This window comes from Yersinia sp. Marseille-Q5920, from assembly GCF_946902935.1.
In the GTDB taxonomy this organism is placed as follows: Bacteria; Pseudomonadota; Gammaproteobacteria; order Enterobacterales; family Enterobacteriaceae; genus Yersinia; species Yersinia rochesterensis.
Genome location: NZ_CAMPQA010000011.1, coordinates 24,785 through 43,306, shown reverse-complemented (window position 1 = coordinate 43,306; position 18,522 = coordinate 24,785). Strand labels below are relative to the sequence as shown.

The window sequence follows — 18,522 nt, the reverse complement described above, 5'->3', positions numbered from 1 at the left end:
TTATCAACGGTTTACCAAGATACAGTACAAGAAACGTGCCAACCCAGAGCAAGCAGATAACATATTGAATTTATTACTTATAGACAAAAAATTGCCTGCCAGGGAAATAGGCAGGCATGGTCAATTTCGCTAACTTGTAGTTAATTTATTACAGTGAACTGTGCTGCGGGCGGATGACCAGCGCTAGCGCCTGTTCTACCACAGATACATCAGCACCGGGCTTATGCGCATTTTCACTCAGATGACGACGCCATTGGCGCGCGCCAGGAATTCCCTGGAAAATACCCAGAATATGGCGGGTTATATGGCCTAGATAAGCGCCGCGTGACAGCTCTTGTTCAATGTAAGGATAAAGCGCTTCGATGGCTTTCACACTGTCAACCACTGGCGCATTCGGATCAAACAGTTCGCGATCCACTTGGGTCAAAATGCTGGGGTTTTGGTAAGCTTCGCGCCCCATCATCACCCCATCAAGATGCTTGAGATGTTCTTTGGCTTCAGCCAGCGTTTTGACCCCACCATTAATGGCAATGGTCAGTGCCGGGAAATCACGTTTAAGCTGATAAACTCGCTCATAATCCAGTGGCGGTACTTCGCGATTTTCTTTCGGGCTGAGTCCTGAAAGCCAAGCTTTACGAGCATGAATAGTGAAAATATCACACTCACCACGGCCTGCGACGGTTTGCACGAATTCACACAAGAACTCATAGCTATCCAACTCATCAATACCAATGCGGGTTTTCACCGTTACCGGAATAGAAACCACATCACGCATTGCTTTAATGCAATCAGCGACCAGATTGGCCTCCGCCATCAGGCAAGCCCCAAAACGGCCATTTTGCACCCGATCAGAGGGGCAACCGACATTAAGATTTATTTCATTATACCCACGAAGCTCTGCCTGTTTGGCACAATGCGCTAAGGCCTGCGGATCACTGCCACCCAGCTGTAATGCCACGGGATGGTCTTGCTCACTATAAGCCAGATAATCCCCTTTGCCGTGGATAATGGCACCGGTGGTCACCATTTCGGTGTACAACAAAGTCTGTTTAGTTAACAAGCGATGGAAATAACGGCAATGGCGATCTGTCCAGTCGAGCATCGGCGCGACGGAAAAACGTTGCAGGGGATAACTTGGCTTTTCGGCCTGAGTGCTGGAAAAAGTCTGAGCTTCGTGCATTTACTGTGGTTTCATCGGTTATGACTGCATCAATTGCCCATTGATATTACTTATTGAGCAAACTAAACAATGGGAAGGAATCAGGGATTATAACATAGAACTTTACGATGACTGCCTGAGTGATAGTTGTAGCGCAAAGAGTGAAAATTTACCGCTAACTGCTGCGACTTGCCAAAATATTGACACTCCGTGGCTCCTCATTTTTTCATCTATCGGCGATTATTAGTAAATATGATAAAATCGATACTATTCGAATGCTGCGGGATGTATATGATGAACCCTATCAATCAGGAAAAGCTGCTTGCCCAGGCGGAGAGCCTGTGCCAACAACGTAACGTCCGGCTGACACCGCAACGTCTTGAAGTATTACGATTAATGGCACAGCAGCCCGGTGCAATCAGCGCTTATGACCTGTTAGATCTGCTGCGTATTTCTGAGCCGCAAGCAAAACCACCCACAGTTTATCGCGCTTTGGATTTCTTGTTGGAACAAGGGTTTATTCACCGCGTAGAATCAGCGAACAGCTATGTGTTGTGTCATCATTTTGAAGAACCAACTCATACTTCTGCGCTTTTTATCTGCGATCGCTGCAAGATTGTGACAGAACGCACCACAGTCGGCATCGAAGAAGCCTTGGCGCTGTTAGCAAAACAGTCGGGTTTTACCCTACGTCATAGTGTGGTTGAGGCTCATGGTTTATGTGCGGAATGTGGAGAAGTTGAAGCCTGTGAAAGTCATGAACATTGTGACCACGACCATTCTATTGTGACGAAAAAGAAATAACCTTCTGGTGATAAAATCAAACTGTCGCTAGAAAGGCGGCAGTTTCGAAGGGAACCCACTTATAAAAAATTTACCGCCTATATCCAATATAATGGATGCGGTTCATAATATATAGAATAGGTGGAGAGTAATAAAGTATAAATAAGACACTTCCTTGTGTCCATATCGATATAAATACAGGAGTAGCAGAACATCCTCATTAAAATAATCATCACTCTACGAATAGAATGTGCCATTTAATAAAATGCATTCTGAAAAATGAGAGCCCCGATAGATTTATATCAATATCAGTTTAAATCCATTTAACGCTGTTACCAGCGATATTTACTGTGGTCTTCCCAGGCTTTAACTTCTTTCTCGGCTTGCTCTTTCTGATAGCCGTATTTCTCCTGGATTTTACCCACCAACTGGTCACGCTTACCTTCAATGACGGTCAGGTCATCATCAGTCAGCTTGCCCCAATTCTCTTTAACTTTACCTTTAAACTGCTTCCAGTTACCGTCGACTTGATCTTTATTCATAATATCTCCGTTACCTTAAGATTCGTCAGTTTATTTAATTCAACACGGTAAGTATATTTACTCCCTAAAAACAAATTTAATTTAAATGAGTTATTCACAGTCATAATTTAAATTAAATATTGTTGCTTCGCTTACCGTATGAATAACTATAGCAAAGGATACTGACAATTAAAGTAAGGTTAATATTAATCACTGTCATCATAGCAATAAACAGGAAATAAAAACTCGTAATTTTCAGTTAAAACAGCAATTAATAAGTTATTATCAGAATATTCTCAAACTAGATTGAGTTAAGTATTAGAGGAATTAAATGCTTTATATACCCTTCCATTGAAGGGTATATAAATAAACGTTAAAATCAGATCCAGTCGCCATTGCGGATGACACCAACAGCCAAACCTTCAATAGTGAAACTTTGCTCACGCAGATCGACAACAATCGGCTGAAACTCACTATTTTCTGGGAGAAGTTGTACGATATTACCTTGTTTTTTCAAACGTTTTACCGTCACTTCATCATCAATTCGCGCAACAACCACTTGCCCATTACGCACATCTTGAGTCTTATGTACCGCCAATAAGTCACCGTCCAGAATACCGATATCTCTCATCGACATCCCATTAACCCGCAACAAAAAATCTGCACTCGGCTTAAACATGGAAGGATCAACTTTGTAATGCCCTTCGATATGTTGTTGGGCTAACAGCGGCTCACCTGCGGCAACCCGACCAATCAGTGGCAGGCCATCTTCTTCTTCCATCAATAAACGGATACCACGGGAAGCGCCGGAAACAATCTCAATAACGCCCTTACGGGCCAGTGCTTTTAAATGCTCTTCAGCGGCGTTAGGAGAGCGAAACCCCAGACGCTGCGCAATTTCGGCACGGGTCGGTGGCATACCTGTTTGCGCTAGGTGGTCGCGCACCAGGTCATAAACCTCTTGCTGTCTGGTAGTAAGTGCTTTCATTCCGCCCCCTGTTTGTTTATACAGTCTTGCTGTGAGTATATACAGGTAAGCAGGTATTGGGAACCAAAGAGTGAATAAAAACAGGGATTAATCACTGTTTACATCAACAGCATTGATTAACCAGCATGTTGCCAAAGCACAGTTATCCATATAAATAGCGCCAACAAGATGGCCAGAGACACGGCGGCAGAGCCCATATCTTTAGCCCGGCCTGATAGTTCGTGGAATTCACTGCCGATGCGGTCCACCACGGCTTCGATGGCACTATTAATGATTTCGATAATAATCACTAAAACAACACTGCCAATCAATAAAATCCGTGTGATTGCATCTACATCCAGCCAGAAGGCCAGTATGATAGCGAGTATGGCGGCCACCATTTCTTGCCGAAATGCGGCTTCATTTTTCCAAGCTGCGGTTAAGCCTTTAACAGAATAACCCGCTGCTTTATAGATTCGGATTAACCCTGTTGATTGGTTCGCCATATTTTATTGCCTTTATCTTAAGTTAATGATGATTTTTGCCGTTTTCTGTTGTCTCATCACCACAGATCTCAAAACCACTTTCTGGTATCCTTGCGACGAATTGCTAACAAGAGGCTTCATGTAGTTATGTCAGGTTGGCGTAAAATATATTATAAGTTGTTGAATTTACCACTTAAACTGTTGGTAAAAAGCAAGGTTATTCCGGCAGATCCTGTGACTGAGTTAGGGTTAGACCCGTCTCGTCCTATTCTGTACGTTTTACCTTACAATTCTAAGGCTGATTTGCTGACTTTGCGAGCGCAATGTCTGGCGCAGGATCTGCCCGACCCATTGATTCCATTGGAAATCGATGGCGTAAGCCTTCCCAGCCATGTCTTTATCGATAACGGCCCGCGGGTGTTTCGCTATTACGCCCCGAAACAGGAGTCGGTCAAGCTATTCCACGATTATCTGGATCTGCATCGCAATAATCCGGAGCTGGATATCCAAATGCTGCCGGTCTCGGTGATGTTTGGCCGCTCTCCGGGGCGTGAAGGCCATGGTACGCCACATCTGCGCGTGCTAAACGGCGTGCAGAAATTCTTTGCTGTATTGTGGCTGGGCCGCGATAGTTTTGTGCGCTTTTCGACCACGGTATCACTGCGTCGAATGGCCAGTGAGCATGGTACCGATAAAACCATCGCCCATAAATTGGCACGCGTAGCGCGGATGCATTTCTCGCGTCAGCGGTTAGCTGCGGTTGGCCCGAGCCTACCGGCCCGTCAGGATTTGTTCAAAAAACTGTTAACGTCCAAAGCAATTGAAAAAGCAGTCGCCGATGAAGCGCGAACCAAAAAAATCTCTCACGAGAAAGCGCAACAAAACGCCATTACGCTAATGGAAGAAATAGCCGCCGACTTCTCTTATGAAGCTGTGCGTCTGTCCGACCGAGTCTTGAGCTGGACGTGGAACCGTTTGTATCAGGGCATCAATGTCCACAATGCAGAGCGCGTGCGGCAATTGGCACAAGATGGCCATGAAATCGTCTATGTGCCTTGCCATCGCAGCCATATGGACTATCTGCTGCTCTCCTATGTGCTTTATCATCAAGGGCTGGTGCCGCCGCATATTGCTGCCGGTATTAACTTGAATTTCTGGCCAGCTGGCCCGATTTTCCGCCGTCTGGGTGCGTTCTTTATTCGCCGTACCTTTAAAGGCAATAAACTTTATTCAACTGTGTTTCGTGAATATCTGGGCGAATTATTCACCCGTGGTTATTCAGTGGAATACTTTGTTGAAGGTGGGCGCTCACGGACTGGCCGCCTGCTGGAGCCTAAAACCGGCACACTGTCGATGACAATACAGGCCATGTTGCGTGGCGGTTCGCGCCCAATCACCTTAGTGCCGATTTATATCGGCTACGAACATGTGATGGAAGTGGGAACTTACGCCAAAGAATTACGTGGCGCGACCAAAGAGAAAGAGAGCCTGTTGCAGATGCTGCGGGGCTTGCGCAAGCTGCGTAATCTCGGCCAGGGCTATGTCAACTTTGGTGAGCCAATCCCGTTGACCACCTATCTGAACACCAATGTGCCGCAGTGGCGTGATGCTATCGACCCTATCGAAGCACAGCGCCCAAGCTGGCTGACACCGGCAGTGAATGATTTGGCTGGCCAGATTATGGTTCGGATTAACAATGCGGCGGCGGCCAATGCCATGAACTTATGTTCGACGGCATTGTTAGCTTCACGTCAGCGCTCACTCACTCGCGAGCAACTGCTCGAGCAACTCGATTGCTACTTGCAACTGATGCGCAATGTGCCTTATGCAAAAGATGTCACCGTGCCGGATAAGACGCCGGAAGAGTTACTTAATCACGCCTTGAATATGAATAAGTTTGAGGTGGAAAAAGACAATATTGGTGACATTATCATCCTGCCACGGGAACAAGCCGTGCTGATGACCTACTATCGCAATAACATCCAGCATTTGCTGATATTGCCATCGCTCATTGCCAGTATGGTTATGTATCAACGGCGTATCACTCGTGCCGAGTTATTGCGTCAAATCAGCATGATCTACCCGATGCTGAAAGCTGAATTATTCCTGCATTACAGTAAAGAACAATTACCACAGACATTGGACACGCTGATTGATGAACTGGCGCGTCAGCAGTTGATTTGCGACAAAGGGAATGAATTGGTGCTGAATCCGGCCCGTATTCGTCCGCTGCAATTACTGGCCGCCGGGGTGCGCGAAACCCTGCAACGCTATGCGATTACCCTTTCGTTACTCAGTGCGAACCCAAGCATCAATCGGGGCGCGTTGGAGAAAGAGAGCCGCATTATGGCGCAGCGCTTGTCTGTTCTGCATGGCATTAACGCGCCGGAATTCTTCGATAAAGCCGTGTTCTCCACACTGGTGGGCACCTTGCGCGAAGAGGGTTATATCAGTGACAGCGGTGATGCGATTCAGGAACATACGCTGGAAGTTTACAATATGCTGAGTGCATTGATGACGCCGGAAGTGAAGCTGACGATTGAAAGTGTCAGTATGCCGGCTGAAACTAATAACCTGCTGCCAGAACCCGCGGCAGAGGATAAAGAAGATAACTAATTCTTCGTCGCGCTAAGCAAAAATCATAAACAAAAATGGCCGGATTCATCATCTGGCCATTTTTTTAACTGTCTCCCAGCAGGGTATTTATTGCCAATAGCTAATAAAAATCCCGAGAAACAACACTAAGCCGACATAGTTATTGTTGAGAAATGCACGGAAACAGGGGTCACGTTCACGTCTGGCAATCATCTTCTGTTGGTGGACAAACAATGCGCCAGCCAGCAGGATGGCCCAATAAAATGCGCCCCCCAAATCCATCAGCCAGCCAATCACCACCATTAATACTAATGTCGCCAGTTGCAGCAAACCGATAATCAGTTTGTCATGCTGGCCAAATAAAATAGCGGTCGACTTAACACCAATCCTCAGATCGTCGTCACGGTCGACCATCGCATATTGGGTGTCATAAGCCACCGTCCAGCAGATATTGGCTAATAATAGCAACCAGCAAACCAGCGGTAAACTTTCACTCACCGCGGCAAACCCCATCGGGATTGACCACCCAAAAGCCGCGCCCAACACCACCTGCGGCAAGTGTGTCACCCGCTTCATAAAGGGGTAAACCCAGGCTAAGGCCAATGCCGCCAGTGACAGCCATATGGTCATGTTATTGAGCGTGAGCACCAGCCCAAACGAGAGCAACACCAAGATAACAAACAGGATTTTGCTTTCTTTCTCACTGATGAGGCCGCTGGGTAATGGTCGTGATGCGGTGCGTTTCACAAAGCCATCAATATTGCGGTCAGCATAATCATTGACGACACAACCGGCGGCGCGCATGAAAAAGACACCCAAGACAAAAACAATCAATATATTGGTGTCGGGAATACCTTTCTCTGCCAACCATAATGCCCACAATGTCGGCCACAGCAGTAATAATGAGCCAATGGGCTTATCGATCCGCATCAAACGGCAATAAGCCCGCCATTTGCTCTGAACATGACTTCCCTTCAATTTCTCACTCTCCAAAATCTCACCACCCCTTAAATCAAATACAACGGCGAAGCCGGTAAAAAAACTTCAGTCAGTAATAGGGGTTTACCTGACAGCCGTAGTAATGAACGGCGCGCCCAAAGCTCATTCTGCCGCCCTACTTGAATATAATCTCGGGTTAAATTATTACCACCAAATAAATAGCGCCCCAGAGGTAATGTCCCTAAATCCACCAGCGCCCTATCTGGGCCAGACAGTGTTTCCTCGGGAATAACCGTGCGGCCCAATAGCCAAGGGACATTATCGCCACATAAGACAATCTCGCGCAGCCAATAGCGCTCACTTGCCGGCAAATATTCGCCATCCTCCCCTAGCTCATGGCGCGTAATAAAGCATTCCCGTCGCGGTTCGACATGAACTTGCTGACAATGTTGCTCAAAACGCCGGGTCATTGATCCCAACTCCATTAGCCAGTCAGCGACGTCAGCAGGAATATTTGGCTGCTCAATGGCATACCATTGGATAGGTTTTAAAATTGATGCATCGCCGGTAGACATACGGCCCGCTCCTTGCCGAGGATAAAATATCCATCCTCGCAATTGGTAAATAGAACACCATTGTAACGCAAAATAGGTATCCGGGGGATATCAGGCCGCTTTTATTGCACCCCATAAAATCAAGTAAAAAGCTAGTTTTTCGTATGAGTTTCAATATGTTTTATAATATCGTCGAACCTCATCTTTCTTTCCCAAGATTGATTGACGATGCTTTCCTCTCTTGGTGAATAATATGCATCATAAGCGTTATCAAAATCGATAGGGTAAAAAGTGTTAGTTTTTACATCATATAAAACATTATTAAAATTCAAATCATCATGGGTGATGTTGTAATACCCTAAATCGTCCATCATGCTTAAAAATCTTCCCTTTGCACTTGGCGGGAAAATTTTAGTATTAATCTCTGTTAGCGTTTTTCCTGGCACCCTGTACATTCTGATATAGTATTGATTACCTTCATTAATTATCTCAGCAGAACCTTCGCCATAGTATCGATTAAAAAACTCGACCTCTTTCGTGTGTACTTCGGTAATCAGCACCTTGTCTCGTGTAAATAATTTCTTTAAAACAAAACCCGGGTTATTGACGTCAAGGTAAACATCTCCAAACATGCCTCTACCAATTCTTTTACCTAACTTTATTTCAGGGTTAAATTCAAGGCTAGAACCTTTTGATTGCCCCGCGCCGCCGCCCAATAGCTTGCCCTGTTTGATAAATTCAGGGCCTTGTTTCAGGACAACACCCAAGTCCTGACCGGTGGCTAAATCGACCTCCCAATAGGCACCGCTCCCCCCCTGCCGAACCCAAGCTTGACGTGCTCCGCCTGATACTGACGGGTCTTTAAGCCGAACCTGTTGCACTTCAATTTCTGTTCCACGCGGGCTTTGAATCATCTGGCGGTTCACTTCAGTGATACTTGGGGCGGGCTCAGAAGCCTCAAATGATTTTATACCCTGCGGGGGATTCTCCATCACTTTAACTCCCCTTTCCATGCCCCTCAACTGGCCCGCCTCCATTACCATTGCTGACATCCCTGCCGCCATACCTTCCTTATCATTACGATAACGCGGGGCCTCAACTCTGGCGATGGTGCACATCGGATTCGGTAGCGGTACTTTACAAACCCAATGACTTTCCAAGGATGTCCAGGCATTGCCCCAAAAACGCGTGTTTTCAGATTCTGGCTGATAGTCTTCGGCAAACGCATTGATTTTATGTTGCAGTCGACTGCCCTCTGGCCGCTCTCCGCTATTAATTAATGCTTCAATAGCTTGCGCGCGAAGTGCCGGATGAGCTTTGATGTGAGCATAATATTGGGCTTTTTTCGCATCCAGCGTATCAAACACATTAATCGGCCTGCCGTTATTGCCCGGCATCGACATATTGGCAACAAAGTGATTGCTGGCATTTCGCCGCCGTTTAAATTCATCTACAGGTGAATCAAATTCTTTCTGTGGAAAGCCATGCTGGAGATCCCGCCGATAGGTATATTGCCGAGGGAAATAAATGTCTCTGACACCCTTTTCTCTCAGGATTTCTCTTATCGCCTGATCTTCATCAAAAGCGGCGGGAGGATGGCGATAGGCCAAACGCATGTCGAGATAATCCAATTGTCGCGCTATTTTTTGTTGCTCAGTTTTATACAATCCGCGCTGTGTCAGAGCATATAGCGGTGGGTTTAGCGCAAAAAAGGGCTCAAGACTTTTGAGGTCCGACACAAATCTTTCTTGTTCCAAATCAATCGCTGCACCATCAATAATGTTGTCACCCAATAGTTGGAGTCGAATAAATGTACTCTGCGCCAAATCGGGCAAATCAGACGCATCAATGTCTCCCGCAATAGGTTTGAATGCGCGGGCTATTTGTTCGACCGTTAGGGGTTCGACTTCATTCGACTGGCTGAAATGAGAGAGGAAGATAACTGTCGGGCTGTAGCGCACCCCGCCAGCTTGGTGTAAATGTATTTCTTCTTCGACCAATAAACCATACAACTGCTCAGTATCCTTTCCATCCAGTTCATCAAGGTTTTTACCTTGTAATTGATAATGTAAATTGAGTGTGGTTTTTAGCGAAAATGCCAGACTGCCGACGGGATGTTGGAGAGCAAGAAATTGAGTAAAATCCTGCTGGCTGCACGTATCAAAACCAACCAAGTTGCATCCTTGCAAAATCATCTCTGGCAGTTGGTCTGTTAGGTAACTGCCTTGGGCATTCTTCGGTGCAAATCCATTGGCAAGATAAGCCGCCGGCGATTGCACTATCGCAGGAGGGGCACTCATCCCTTCATAAATGACTCTTAACGCCTTACTGGCGCTAAAAACCGGCTGCGCCGGTTCATCCAGTTGGCCCATGCCCCAATTGTCCAAATCCGTAGCCGGAATACCCGCGATATCACCATAGCGATGACCATAATGGGAATGGTTATAAAGTATTGTCGCCTGCATACGGATTTCTTTATATTCAGCCCGATAAATTGCAGCAGATAATTCAGCCAGAGTGGGCTGACTCTCTTGATGCAGCCACCAGACAAGGCTCAGGGCGGCGAGCGGAGTGAGTTCTTCTTCCGTAGATAGAGTCAGGCCTTTTTGGAATAACTTAAAAAGAACTTCCCGCTCTAAACTGATAACGCGCGCTTTTTCATAGCCTTGGGCTGCAGTCAATCCCGGTCTTAAATTCAGTAAACCAGCCAAACTATCCGCATGTTCAACATCTTCTGCATCATAGAGTTGCAAGTAAAGATCAACAATTCTGCCCACACGAGCATCGCTGATTTGAGGGAATTGCTGAACCCACATTTTCTGATCCATTTTTCGAGAATTATCAATTAATTGCATTGCCTGCCGAAATACCGGCTCCGCAGTAGAATTTACGTTGGGCAGGTTTTTTGCCATTTGTTCCAATACCAGATGATCTCTGGCCGTTACTTTGACGGGGAGTCCAATAAAATCAGCATGTTGGTTGATAGTCGTGTGTGGGGCGAGGGAATGGTTTTCCTCTGCAAACGGGGCTGAACAAGGCAGTACCGCAATCCATAGGCAAAATTGAGTTTTCTTGAACATCAATTAACTCCTTTAATTGAATACTTGAACAAGAAGAGTCGTTAACTATGACTCTCCGGTAGCTAATCCAAGATACTGCTACCGGCTCAATGACAGGACTTGTAGATTATTATTTATCTTTTGTCTCTCTAGCGAGCCGACAGACTAAGGCAACTGATTATTCGTCGCGAGGAAGATTAAGTATTTAGTGAAGAAATGAATGAGTTTGATGTTTAAAACAGAATTAACCAAAACGAGGCATCGCGAGCGGCAGTAGCCGTATATAAGACCCAACGAAAAAAGGTGTGCCAAGGCACACCAATCATCCAGCCATATTCGGCAGTGCCGGGATTTACCCCTTGCCTTTTACACTACCAATAAAGGTTTTTCGGGCTGAAGTTGAGCCCAAATGTTCCGCTTCGTTCAACAATTTCAGCGCCTTATCGACATCGCCGGCTTTCACCGCGTCTTTAATCGCTTGGTTGAAGTAGTTTTCAGTCTCGCTCAGCATTGGCTCTGCTGGTTTTGTCGGTGTAGGCGCTGCGGCTGCCATAGGTTGCACAGCACTGCCCACCACGACAGGAGCCGAAGCTGGCGCTGATTGAATCAAGCCAATCATCACGTTGCCCAAACCTTGCTCAGCGGTCGCTTTAATTCTCAAATTACCGGTCGGAGTATGTTTAGCAATCGGGTCTGGAATATCCGGCACCGCATTACCCACGCCCATCGCATAAGCTTTGGCCGGGTCCAGCAGCGTGGTAGTTTTGGCCAAGTCATCACGGGTGGTGTAAACCAGTAGATAGATTTGTTTTTGACCCAATGCTGGGGTCAGTTTCATCACACCTTGCAGCCGGTCGCTGGTCATGATGCCCGCTTTTTCATAAGTGAAATAGCTGGACGGGTAATAAGCCGCTGGGCGCATTTGTTCGTCTAACACCAATACGCTAGGGGAAAATAGTTGGTTATCAGTGACTAAGCTGCTGAGCGTGATCTCCATCGATCCACGATCCGCAGGTAAAGCAAAAGCGGCCACCGCCCCTTCCACATTCCCCTGAGAGATTTGCGGGCTGGCAGTAGTCAGTTTGATATCTTGCGTCGCCGGTGGCACTAAAGGCTGCCAAGGCAACTGTTGTAAAGTAGCAGTACTGATAGTTGGCGCGATAGAGACATTCGCCGGAGAAATAGTTTGCTCCGCATGCACCGCCAGAGGCGCGGTGACCCCTAGAGCCAATGCCAGACAGAGTGTCAGCAGATTCTTTTTCATTATTGTACCCTCATACATTGAGCGTCGGTGCTAACTGGGCCAGGCAAGGTCGGTAAAGTTAGCGAATTATTTAGGGTATATCGCTTTATCTGGTTAGAGGTGGGCCGCAGCCCGCCTCATCGAAACAGAACAGCCGCCCTAAAGGACGGCTGTATCACTGCTGTTACCACCAAGCTTCGAATTGCGCACCGAAGGTGACTTCGTTGTTTTTGCCGCGGCTGTTGGTACCAATAGTGCCGTCTTGTGCTACGCCGGTTGTATTGCTATAGCCCCACTTCTCATCCCAGTTGGCATAAGTTGCGAAGACACGAATTGCCGGACGTGACCAAATGCTATCACCTGCCTGCCATTGTTGGGCCAGAGTCAGTTTGTATTGACCGTTACGTTCACCGGTATGTTGTGATTTAACGTTGTCGTAGCCTGCTTCCAGCAACGTACTCATGATAGGTGTCCATTTGTACATCGGACGTACACCTACGCTGTACCATGTGTTGCCGTTATTGTTATCCAAGTCAATGTCTTGGTATAACGCGACATACATCATGTCCCACTTCTCAGCCAGATTGATGGCACCGTGGTCAATAACACGCAATAAGTGGCCATTATTATTTACTGACGTACCTTGCGAGTGACCGGTGTTATAGGACGTCATCGAGTCGGTAGCATATTGCAACACGAACTTGTTGAAGCCACCCATCATGCTTTGGGTATGCTCAGCGGTCAGCATCACACCATCTTTAGAAGCATTTGGTGCTAACGAGTAACCTTCTTGAGTATCCGCGCGACCATAATCAAAACCTAACTCCAATGAACCACCGGGGTTAGTTTCTAAACCGGCCAGACGCACGTCGTATACGTTGTTAACCGTATACTCTGCATCTTTACGTGAGTTATTGATCCAAGCACTTGAGCCGCCCGATTCTGAGTTACGAGTCGCAGCGACAGATAACTTACCAAAGCCCAGGTCAATAGTTTCAAGACCAGCACCTGGGCCTGAAATATCCCAGTAATAGAAGTCAATCATATGAACATCATGACGTTGATAGAAGCGCTTACCAGCCCACATGGTGGAGCCTGGCAACGCTTCAATCAGATTCTTACCCTGCACGTTGGCTTCACGGAAAGCCGGGTCAGTGGACTCCCAGTCATCACGTTGCGAAACGGAATACGCAACGTTAGTATCTAAGTAGAAGCTCTTATCACCTTCTTTCCACAATTCTTGGCCTAACTTAATTTCCGCATAAGTTTCACATTCGTTACCCAGACGGTATTTACTTTGAGCACCGGTTGTTTTGAAACATTGTTGTTCACCGCCACTTCCCGTCCAGCCGATACCGGAACGCGCATACCCGTGGAAATCAACAGCCATAGCTTGAGTGGAAAGGACACCAGCGGCAACAGCCAGTGCTATCGGTAACTTGCGCAGAGTAATCATCAGTAATCTCCTGTTATATTTGCCTGTCGGCATGCGTGCTTAACATTTGCCGTCACTTGACGTCGTGGAAACTAGACGCCCAGTTCTTGGTACAGCCGCTTGCACGCAGATCCATCTTCACGGAACAGATGACAGCGATAGGGCGGTAGACCGATGGAGAATGTTGCACCTTCTTCTACCAGCACCACGTCGTTCTGGCGGTAGACCAGGTTTTGACGTATTGCAGGGATTTGGATGTGAATTTGAGTCTCATTACCCAGTTGCTCTACCACCTGAATCTCGCCTTCCAGCGTGACTTCAGAGGCACTGCTTGGCAGCAGATGTTCCGGGCGAATACCCAAAGACATATTTGCGCCGACCTGAACCTGGTCACCTTCGACCGGCAGCCACACTAACTGACCATTTGGATTTGGCAGTTCAATCTGTACCTGACGAGGTTCAACGGCAGTCACTTTCACCGGTAAAAAATTCATTTTTGGCGAGCCGATAAAGCCCGCAACAAAGCGGTTAGCTGGGTAGTGGTACAGCTCAAGTGGCTTACCGACTTGCGCCACATTGCCCGCATCCAACACCACAATTTTGTCGGCCAAGGTCATGGCTTCGACCTGATCGTGGGTGACATAAATCATGGTGCGTTGCAGGCGTTTATGCAGGCGCGATATCTCGATGCGCATCTGTACCCGCAGCGCCGCATCCAGGTTGGAAAGTGGTTCGTCGAGCAGAAAAACGTCCGGCTCTGCAACCAAAGTCCGGCCAATCGCTACACGCTGACGCTGACCACCTGATAAAGCCTTAGGTCGGCGGTCCAACAGGTGAGCCAGTTGCAGCACTTCAGCTACCTGATTCACTCGCTGGTTAATTTCCGCTTTCTTCGCACCGGCCAATTTCAAGCCAAAAGACATGTTCTCTGCCACAGACAAATGGGGATAAAGCGCATATGACTGGAACACCATGCCGATACCGCGTTCAGACGGCGGCACTTCGTTCATCCGCTTACCGCCAATCAACAACTCACCCGAGGTAATGTCCTCAAGCCCGGCAATCATCCGCAGCAGCGTTGACTTGCCACAGCCAGATGGCCCAACAAATACCACAAACTCACCGTCATCAATTTCCAAATTGATGTCTCTGGAAATCACAGCCTCACCAAAGGCTTTATAAACGCCGCTCAGCGTTACATTAGCCATCTGTTACTCCTTTGCTTACGCAAACAACTTTTCATATGAACCTGACTGAAGAAAAATGGCGGAAGCAAATTCCGGCATGACCCGTCGATGACTCCCAGCCCCTGATGACTCTCTTGCAGCGCGCCGTACCGCCATGCTTGCACAAGGTTGCCCCGGACGACGTCGCGGCCTGAGTATAGGGCCGCACGTTGTTTAACGCTGCAACGTCCTGATCTGGCTGAGTAATAATTAACCGAACAACCACGTTTTGTTGGTGAACGCATAGCAAAGATGCTGAGTTTCAAGGGTACCGATGCTGTTTCAATGACGGTGCCGCTTTTCAATGTTGCCGATAATGCGGGAGTGTCACTATTTGGTAATCATCCGTAACAAGGTTTTTCATGGGGGAGGAGATGGGAGGATGAAAGAACGACCCTAGGGAGCAGAAGTTCCATCACAAATACAAATACGTGATCAGTCACGCAAATTTCGACCTACATTATTGTGTCTGACACCACAGAATAGGCAGCAGTGTTAAGTGGGTCACAATAACTCATTGGGGGGCGTAGAGAGGGGGAGGATGATGGTGTATCCAGTTGTGACTCAATATGTCAGCGTAATGTATTAGTCCCTGTAATAAATAAATGTATGTAATGACTCACAAGAAAGTCGGTACCCACAAAATTGGATAAAAGGATTGGATTATGACTCGCAGCTTCACAAAATCCGGCATTGGTAAGACCGCACGTGTTTTGGCCCTTTCAGCGCTAACCACGCTGGTGCTCTCTTCCTCTGCTTTTGCCAAAATTGAAGAAGGTAAGTTGGTTATCTGGATCAATGGCGACAAAGGCTATAACGGGCTGGCAGAAGTCGGTAAGAAATTTGAGAAAGATACCGGCATCAAAGTCACTATCGAGCACCCAGATAAACTAGAAGAAAAATTCCCGCAAGTGGCTGCCACTGGCGATGGCCCAGACATCATCTTCTGGGCACATGACCGTTTTGGTGGTTATGCACAATCAGGCTTACTGGCCGAACTGCACCCGTCTAAAGCTTTCCAAGATAAACTGTTCCCGTTCACTTGGGATGCTGTTCGCTTTAATGGCAAGCTGATCGGTTACCCTATCGCGGTCGAAGCATTGTCGCTGATTTACAACAAAGACCTGGTCAAAGAAGCACCGAAGACTTGGGAAGAAATCCCTGCACTGGATACCGCACTGCGCGCCAATGGCAAGAGCGCTATTATGTGGAACCTACAAGAACCCTACTTCACCTGGCCACTTATCGCCGCTGACGGCGGTTATGCATTCAAATCTGAAAACGGTGTCTATGACGTCAAAAACGTCGGTGTGAATAATGCCGGTGCGAAAGCCGGTCTGCAATTTATTGTCGATTTAGTGAAGAATAAACACATCAATGCCGATACTGATTATTCCATCGCAGAAGCGGCCTTTAACAAAGGCGAAACCGCGATGACCATCAATGGCCCATGGGCATGGTCCAACATTGATAAGAGCAAAATCAACTACGGCGTGACCTTACTGCCAACCTTCCACGGCCAACCTTCCAAGCCGTTCGTCGGTGTTCTGACCGCCGGTATTAACGCCGCCAGCCCGAACAAAGAACTGGCGACTGAATTCCTGGAAAACTATCTGATAACTGACCAAGGCCTGGCTGAAGTCAATAAAGACAAACCTCTGGGCGCGGTTGCATTGATTTCATACCAAGAGCAACTGGCAAAAGATCCGCGGATTGCGGCCACCATGGATAACGCCACTAAAGGCGAAATCATGCCGAATATTCCGCAAATGGCGGCCTTCTGGTATGCAACCCGCAGTGCGGTATTGAACGCCATCACTGGGCGTCAAACGGTAGAAGCGGCACTGAACGATGCAGCAACACGTATCGTCAAATAACAGTTTCACCTGCAAAAGGGGGGCGGTTCGCCGCGCCCCGACCCAGTTTTCAGTTGTAGAAGTCGCTAATAGAAGAAGATTAAGGGACCATTATGCAGTTATCCCACACCGAGTTCGAAAGCCGTAAAAAGAAAACCGCCTGGTGGCAAAGTGATGTACTTAAATGGCTGATTATCGGCACATTAAGTCTATTCACCTGCTATTTGATCGTGTTGATGTATGCTCAAGGTGAATATCTTTTTGCCATCGTGACGCTGATTCTGGTGAGTCTGGGGCTGTATGTTTTCGCTAACCGCCGCGCTTATGCCTGGCGCTATGTTTATCCCGGCGTGGCAGGGATGGGGCTGTTTGTACTGTTCCCATTGATTTGCACTATCGCCATCGCTTTTACCAACTACAGCAGTACCAACCAGTTAACCTTTGAACGCGCCCAATCCGTGTTGATGGACCGGCAGTTCCAGACTGGCAAAACTTATACTTTTGGTCTTTATCCCAGTCATGACCAATGGCGGTTACAGCTCACTAATCCGGATGATAATACCCTCCTGGTTTCTGAACCTTTCAACCTGAGTACCACCGGCGAGCAAAAAATAAATGTTGTGCCAACCAGCACAGAGCAAACCGCTGAACAAGCTTCCTTGCGAATTATTACCCAAAATCGCCAGGCGCTTAGTGAATTGGTGGCAATCTTGCCTGGTGGCGGTGAACTGCGCATGAGCTCACTGCGCCAATTCGCCGGTACCAGCCCGCTCTATAAGCTCGGTGCTGACGGTAAGGAATTGATTAATCAGCAGACTGGCGTGATCTACCGGCCAAATATTGATGTCGGTTTCTATCAGGCTATCAATGCTAACGGGCAGTGGGAGAATGAAAAACTCAGCCCCGGTTTTACCGTCACTATTGGCTGGAAAAACTTCCTACGAGTGCTGCATGACGAAGGCATTCAGAAGCCTTTCATCTCAATATTTATCTGGACCATTATTTTCTCATTGCTGACGGTCGTGCTGACAGTGGCGGTGGGTATGGTGCTGGCCTGTGTAGTGCAATGGGATTCCCTGAAAGGCAAAGCCGTTTATCGGGTATTGCTGATCCTGCCCTATGCGGTGCCCGCGTTTATTTCAATATTGATTTTCAAGGGGTTATTTAACCAAAGTTTCGGTGAAATTAACCTGATGCTAAACCATTTATTTGGCATCAAACCGGCCTGGTTTAGTGACCCAATCACCGCCAAGAGCATGATACTGATCGTCAATACCTGGCTCGGTTACCCTTACATGATGATTCTGTGCATGGGGTTATTGAAAGCGATTCCTGATGATTTGTATGAAGCATCGGCAATGGATGGCGCAGGCCCATTCCAGAACTTTTTCCGCATCACTTTACCTTTGCTGATTAAGCCACTGACGCCGTTGATGATTGCCAGTTTTGCCTTTAACTTTAACAACTTCGTGTTGATTCAGTTATTGACCAACGGCGGCCCAGACATGATTGGCACCACTACCCCTGCGGGGTATACCGACTTACTGGTCAGCTACACCTACCGTATCGCCTTTGAAGGCGGCGGCGGGCAAGACTTTGGTCTGGCGGCGGCAATTGCAACACTGATTTTCATCCTGGTAGGCGCACTTGCGATACTGAATTTGAAAGCCAGCAAAATGAATTTTGATTAAGGAGGAGAT

At 47.4% G+C, this 18,522-nt stretch carries 14 protein-coding genes and 1 pseudogene; 4 read left to right on the top strand and 11 right to left on the bottom strand.

All coding sequences use genetic code 11. From position 1 onward, the window contains the following. Nucleotides 1-148 precede the first annotated feature (148 nt). A complete protein-coding gene (gene dusA, locus OVO64_RS15415) occupies nucleotides 149-1,180 on the bottom strand; it encodes a tRNA dihydrouridine(20/20a) synthase DusA (protein ID WP_038638532.1) in 1,032 nt (343 codons plus the stop codon). A gap of 273 nt (nucleotides 1,181-1,453) precedes the next feature. On the opposite strand from dusA, the gene zur reads away from it, so the two are divergent. Beyond that, a complete protein-coding gene (gene zur / locus OVO64_RS15410) occupies nucleotides 1,454-1,963 on the top strand; it encodes a zinc uptake transcriptional repressor Zur (protein ID WP_032820476.1) in 510 nt (169 codons plus the stop codon). A gap of 311 nt (nucleotides 1,964-2,274) precedes the next feature. Here the strand turns inward: zur and OVO64_RS15405 are convergent, their stop codons facing one another. From OVO64_RS15405 to OVO64_RS15395, 3 genes are all read right to left on the bottom strand, one after another. Then, entirely contained in the window at nucleotides 2,275-2,484 is a 210-nt protein-coding gene (locus OVO64_RS15405; RefSeq protein WP_038638529.1) for a CsbD family protein, read from the bottom strand. Between the two features lie 358 nt (nucleotides 2,485-2,842). After that, nucleotides 2,843-3,451, bottom strand: coding sequence for a transcriptional repressor LexA (gene lexA, locus OVO64_RS15400; RefSeq protein WP_004704739.1), 609 nt, complete (start codon nucleotides 3,449-3,451; stop codon nucleotides 2,843-2,845). A 116-nt stretch (nucleotides 3,452-3,567) separates the two neighbouring features. Continuing rightward, nucleotides 3,568-3,936, bottom strand: coding sequence for a diacylglycerol kinase (locus OVO64_RS15395; RefSeq protein ID WP_038638525.1), 369 nt, complete (start codon nucleotides 3,934-3,936; stop codon nucleotides 3,568-3,570). 126 nt (nucleotides 3,937-4,062) lie between these two features. Here OVO64_RS15395 and plsB point away from each other — a divergent pair, with 126 nt between their 5' ends. Then, complete coding sequence (gene plsB, locus OVO64_RS15390; protein WP_038638521.1) at nucleotides 4,063-6,531, top strand: glycerol-3-phosphate 1-O-acyltransferase PlsB; 2,469 nt, start codon at nucleotides 4,063-4,065, stop codon at nucleotides 6,529-6,531. Between the two features lie 87 nt (nucleotides 6,532-6,618). On the opposite strand, the gene ubiA is transcribed toward plsB, so the two are convergent. The 7 genes and pseudogenes from ubiA to OVO64_RS20550 form a co-directional block, all read right to left on the bottom strand. Next, nucleotides 6,619-7,488, bottom strand: a complete 870-nt coding sequence (gene ubiA, locus OVO64_RS15385) for a 4-hydroxybenzoate octaprenyltransferase (RefSeq protein ID WP_267248892.1) — start codon at nucleotides 7,486-7,488, stop codon at nucleotides 6,619-6,621. Between the two features lie 29 nt (nucleotides 7,489-7,517). Beyond that, nucleotides 7,518-8,024 carry a chorismate lyase gene (gene ubiC / locus OVO64_RS15380; RefSeq protein WP_267248880.1) on the bottom strand — a complete coding sequence of 169 codons (507 nt, stop codon included), beginning with the start codon at nucleotides 8,022-8,024 and terminating at the stop codon, nucleotides 7,518-7,520. A 131-nt stretch (nucleotides 8,025-8,155) separates the two neighbouring features. Next, entirely contained in the window at nucleotides 8,156-11,083 is a 2,928-nt protein-coding gene (locus tag OVO64_RS15375) for a serine/threonine-protein kinase (protein WP_267248879.1), read from the bottom strand. Between the two features lie 331 nt (nucleotides 11,084-11,414). Next, complete coding sequence (gene malM, locus OVO64_RS15370; RefSeq protein ID WP_032820466.1) at nucleotides 11,415-12,326, bottom strand: maltose operon protein MalM; 912 nt, start codon at nucleotides 12,324-12,326, stop codon at nucleotides 11,415-11,417. A 163-nt stretch (nucleotides 12,327-12,489) separates the two neighbouring features. Further along, nucleotides 12,490-13,764 carry a maltoporin gene (locus OVO64_RS15365; protein WP_196333105.1) on the bottom strand — a complete coding sequence of 425 codons (1,275 nt, stop codon included), beginning with the start codon at nucleotides 13,762-13,764 and terminating at the stop codon, nucleotides 12,490-12,492. Between the two features lie 68 nt (nucleotides 13,765-13,832). Next, nucleotides 13,833-14,948, bottom strand: coding sequence for a maltose/maltodextrin ABC transporter ATP-binding protein MalK (gene malK / locus OVO64_RS15360; RefSeq protein WP_038638508.1), 1,116 nt, complete (start codon nucleotides 14,946-14,948; stop codon nucleotides 13,833-13,835). Between the two features lie 15 nt (nucleotides 14,949-14,963). After that, nucleotides 14,964-15,192, bottom strand: a pseudogene (locus OVO64_RS20550) (hypothetical protein). 439 nt (nucleotides 15,193-15,631) lie between these two features. Between OVO64_RS20550 and malE the strand changes: the two are divergent. Continuing rightward, the gene (gene malE, locus OVO64_RS15355; RefSeq protein ID WP_049561348.1) at nucleotides 15,632-16,843 is read left to right on the top strand and encodes a maltose/maltodextrin ABC transporter substrate-binding protein MalE; all 1,212 of its coding nucleotides are present in this window, start codon (nucleotides 15,632-15,634) and stop codon (nucleotides 16,841-16,843) included. A 92-nt stretch (nucleotides 16,844-16,935) separates the two neighbouring features. Further along, nucleotides 16,936-18,513: a maltose ABC transporter permease MalF gene (gene malF, locus OVO64_RS15350; protein WP_038638502.1), complete on the top strand. Its 1,578-nt coding sequence runs from the start codon at nucleotides 16,936-16,938 to the stop codon at nucleotides 18,511-18,513. The last annotated feature ends 9 nt before the right edge of the window (nucleotides 18,514-18,522 follow it).

Coding starts and splice junctions, on each gene's coding strand:
- OVO64_RS15375 (WP_267248879.1), bottom strand. CDS start 11,083: ATGTTCAAGAAAACTCAATTTTGCCTATGGATTGCGGTACTGCCTTGT.
- malE (WP_049561348.1), top strand. CDS start 15,632: ATGACTCGCAGCTTCACAAAATCCGGCATTGGTAAGACCGCACGTGTT.
- malM (WP_032820466.1), bottom strand. CDS start 12,326: ATGAAAAAGAATCTGCTGACACTCTGTCTGGCATTGGCTCTAGGGGTC.
- malF (WP_038638502.1), top strand. CDS start 16,936: ATGCAGTTATCCCACACCGAGTTCGAAAGCCGTAAAAAGAAAACCGCC.
- dusA (WP_038638532.1), bottom strand. CDS start 1,180: ATGCACGAAGCTCAGACTTTTTCCAGCACTCAGGCCGAAAAGCCAAGT.
- malK (WP_038638508.1), bottom strand. CDS start 14,948: ATGGCTAATGTAACGCTGAGCGGCGTTTATAAAGCCTTTGGTGAGGCT.
- zur (WP_032820476.1), top strand. CDS start 1,454: ATGAACCCTATCAATCAGGAAAAGCTGCTTGCCCAGGCGGAGAGCCTG.
- OVO64_RS15405 (WP_038638529.1), bottom strand. CDS start 2,484: ATGAATAAAGATCAAGTCGACGGTAACTGGAAGCAGTTTAAAGGTAAA.
- OVO64_RS15395 (WP_038638525.1), bottom strand. CDS start 3,936: ATGGCGAACCAATCAACAGGGTTAATCCGAATCTATAAAGCAGCGGGT.
- plsB (WP_038638521.1), top strand. CDS start 4,063: ATGTCAGGTTGGCGTAAAATATATTATAAGTTGTTGAATTTACCACTT.
- lexA (WP_004704739.1), bottom strand. CDS start 3,451: ATGAAAGCACTTACTACCAGACAGCAAGAGGTTTATGACCTGGTGCGC.
- ubiC (WP_267248880.1), bottom strand. CDS start 8,024: ATGTCTACCGGCGATGCATCAATTTTAAAACCTATCCAATGGTATGCC.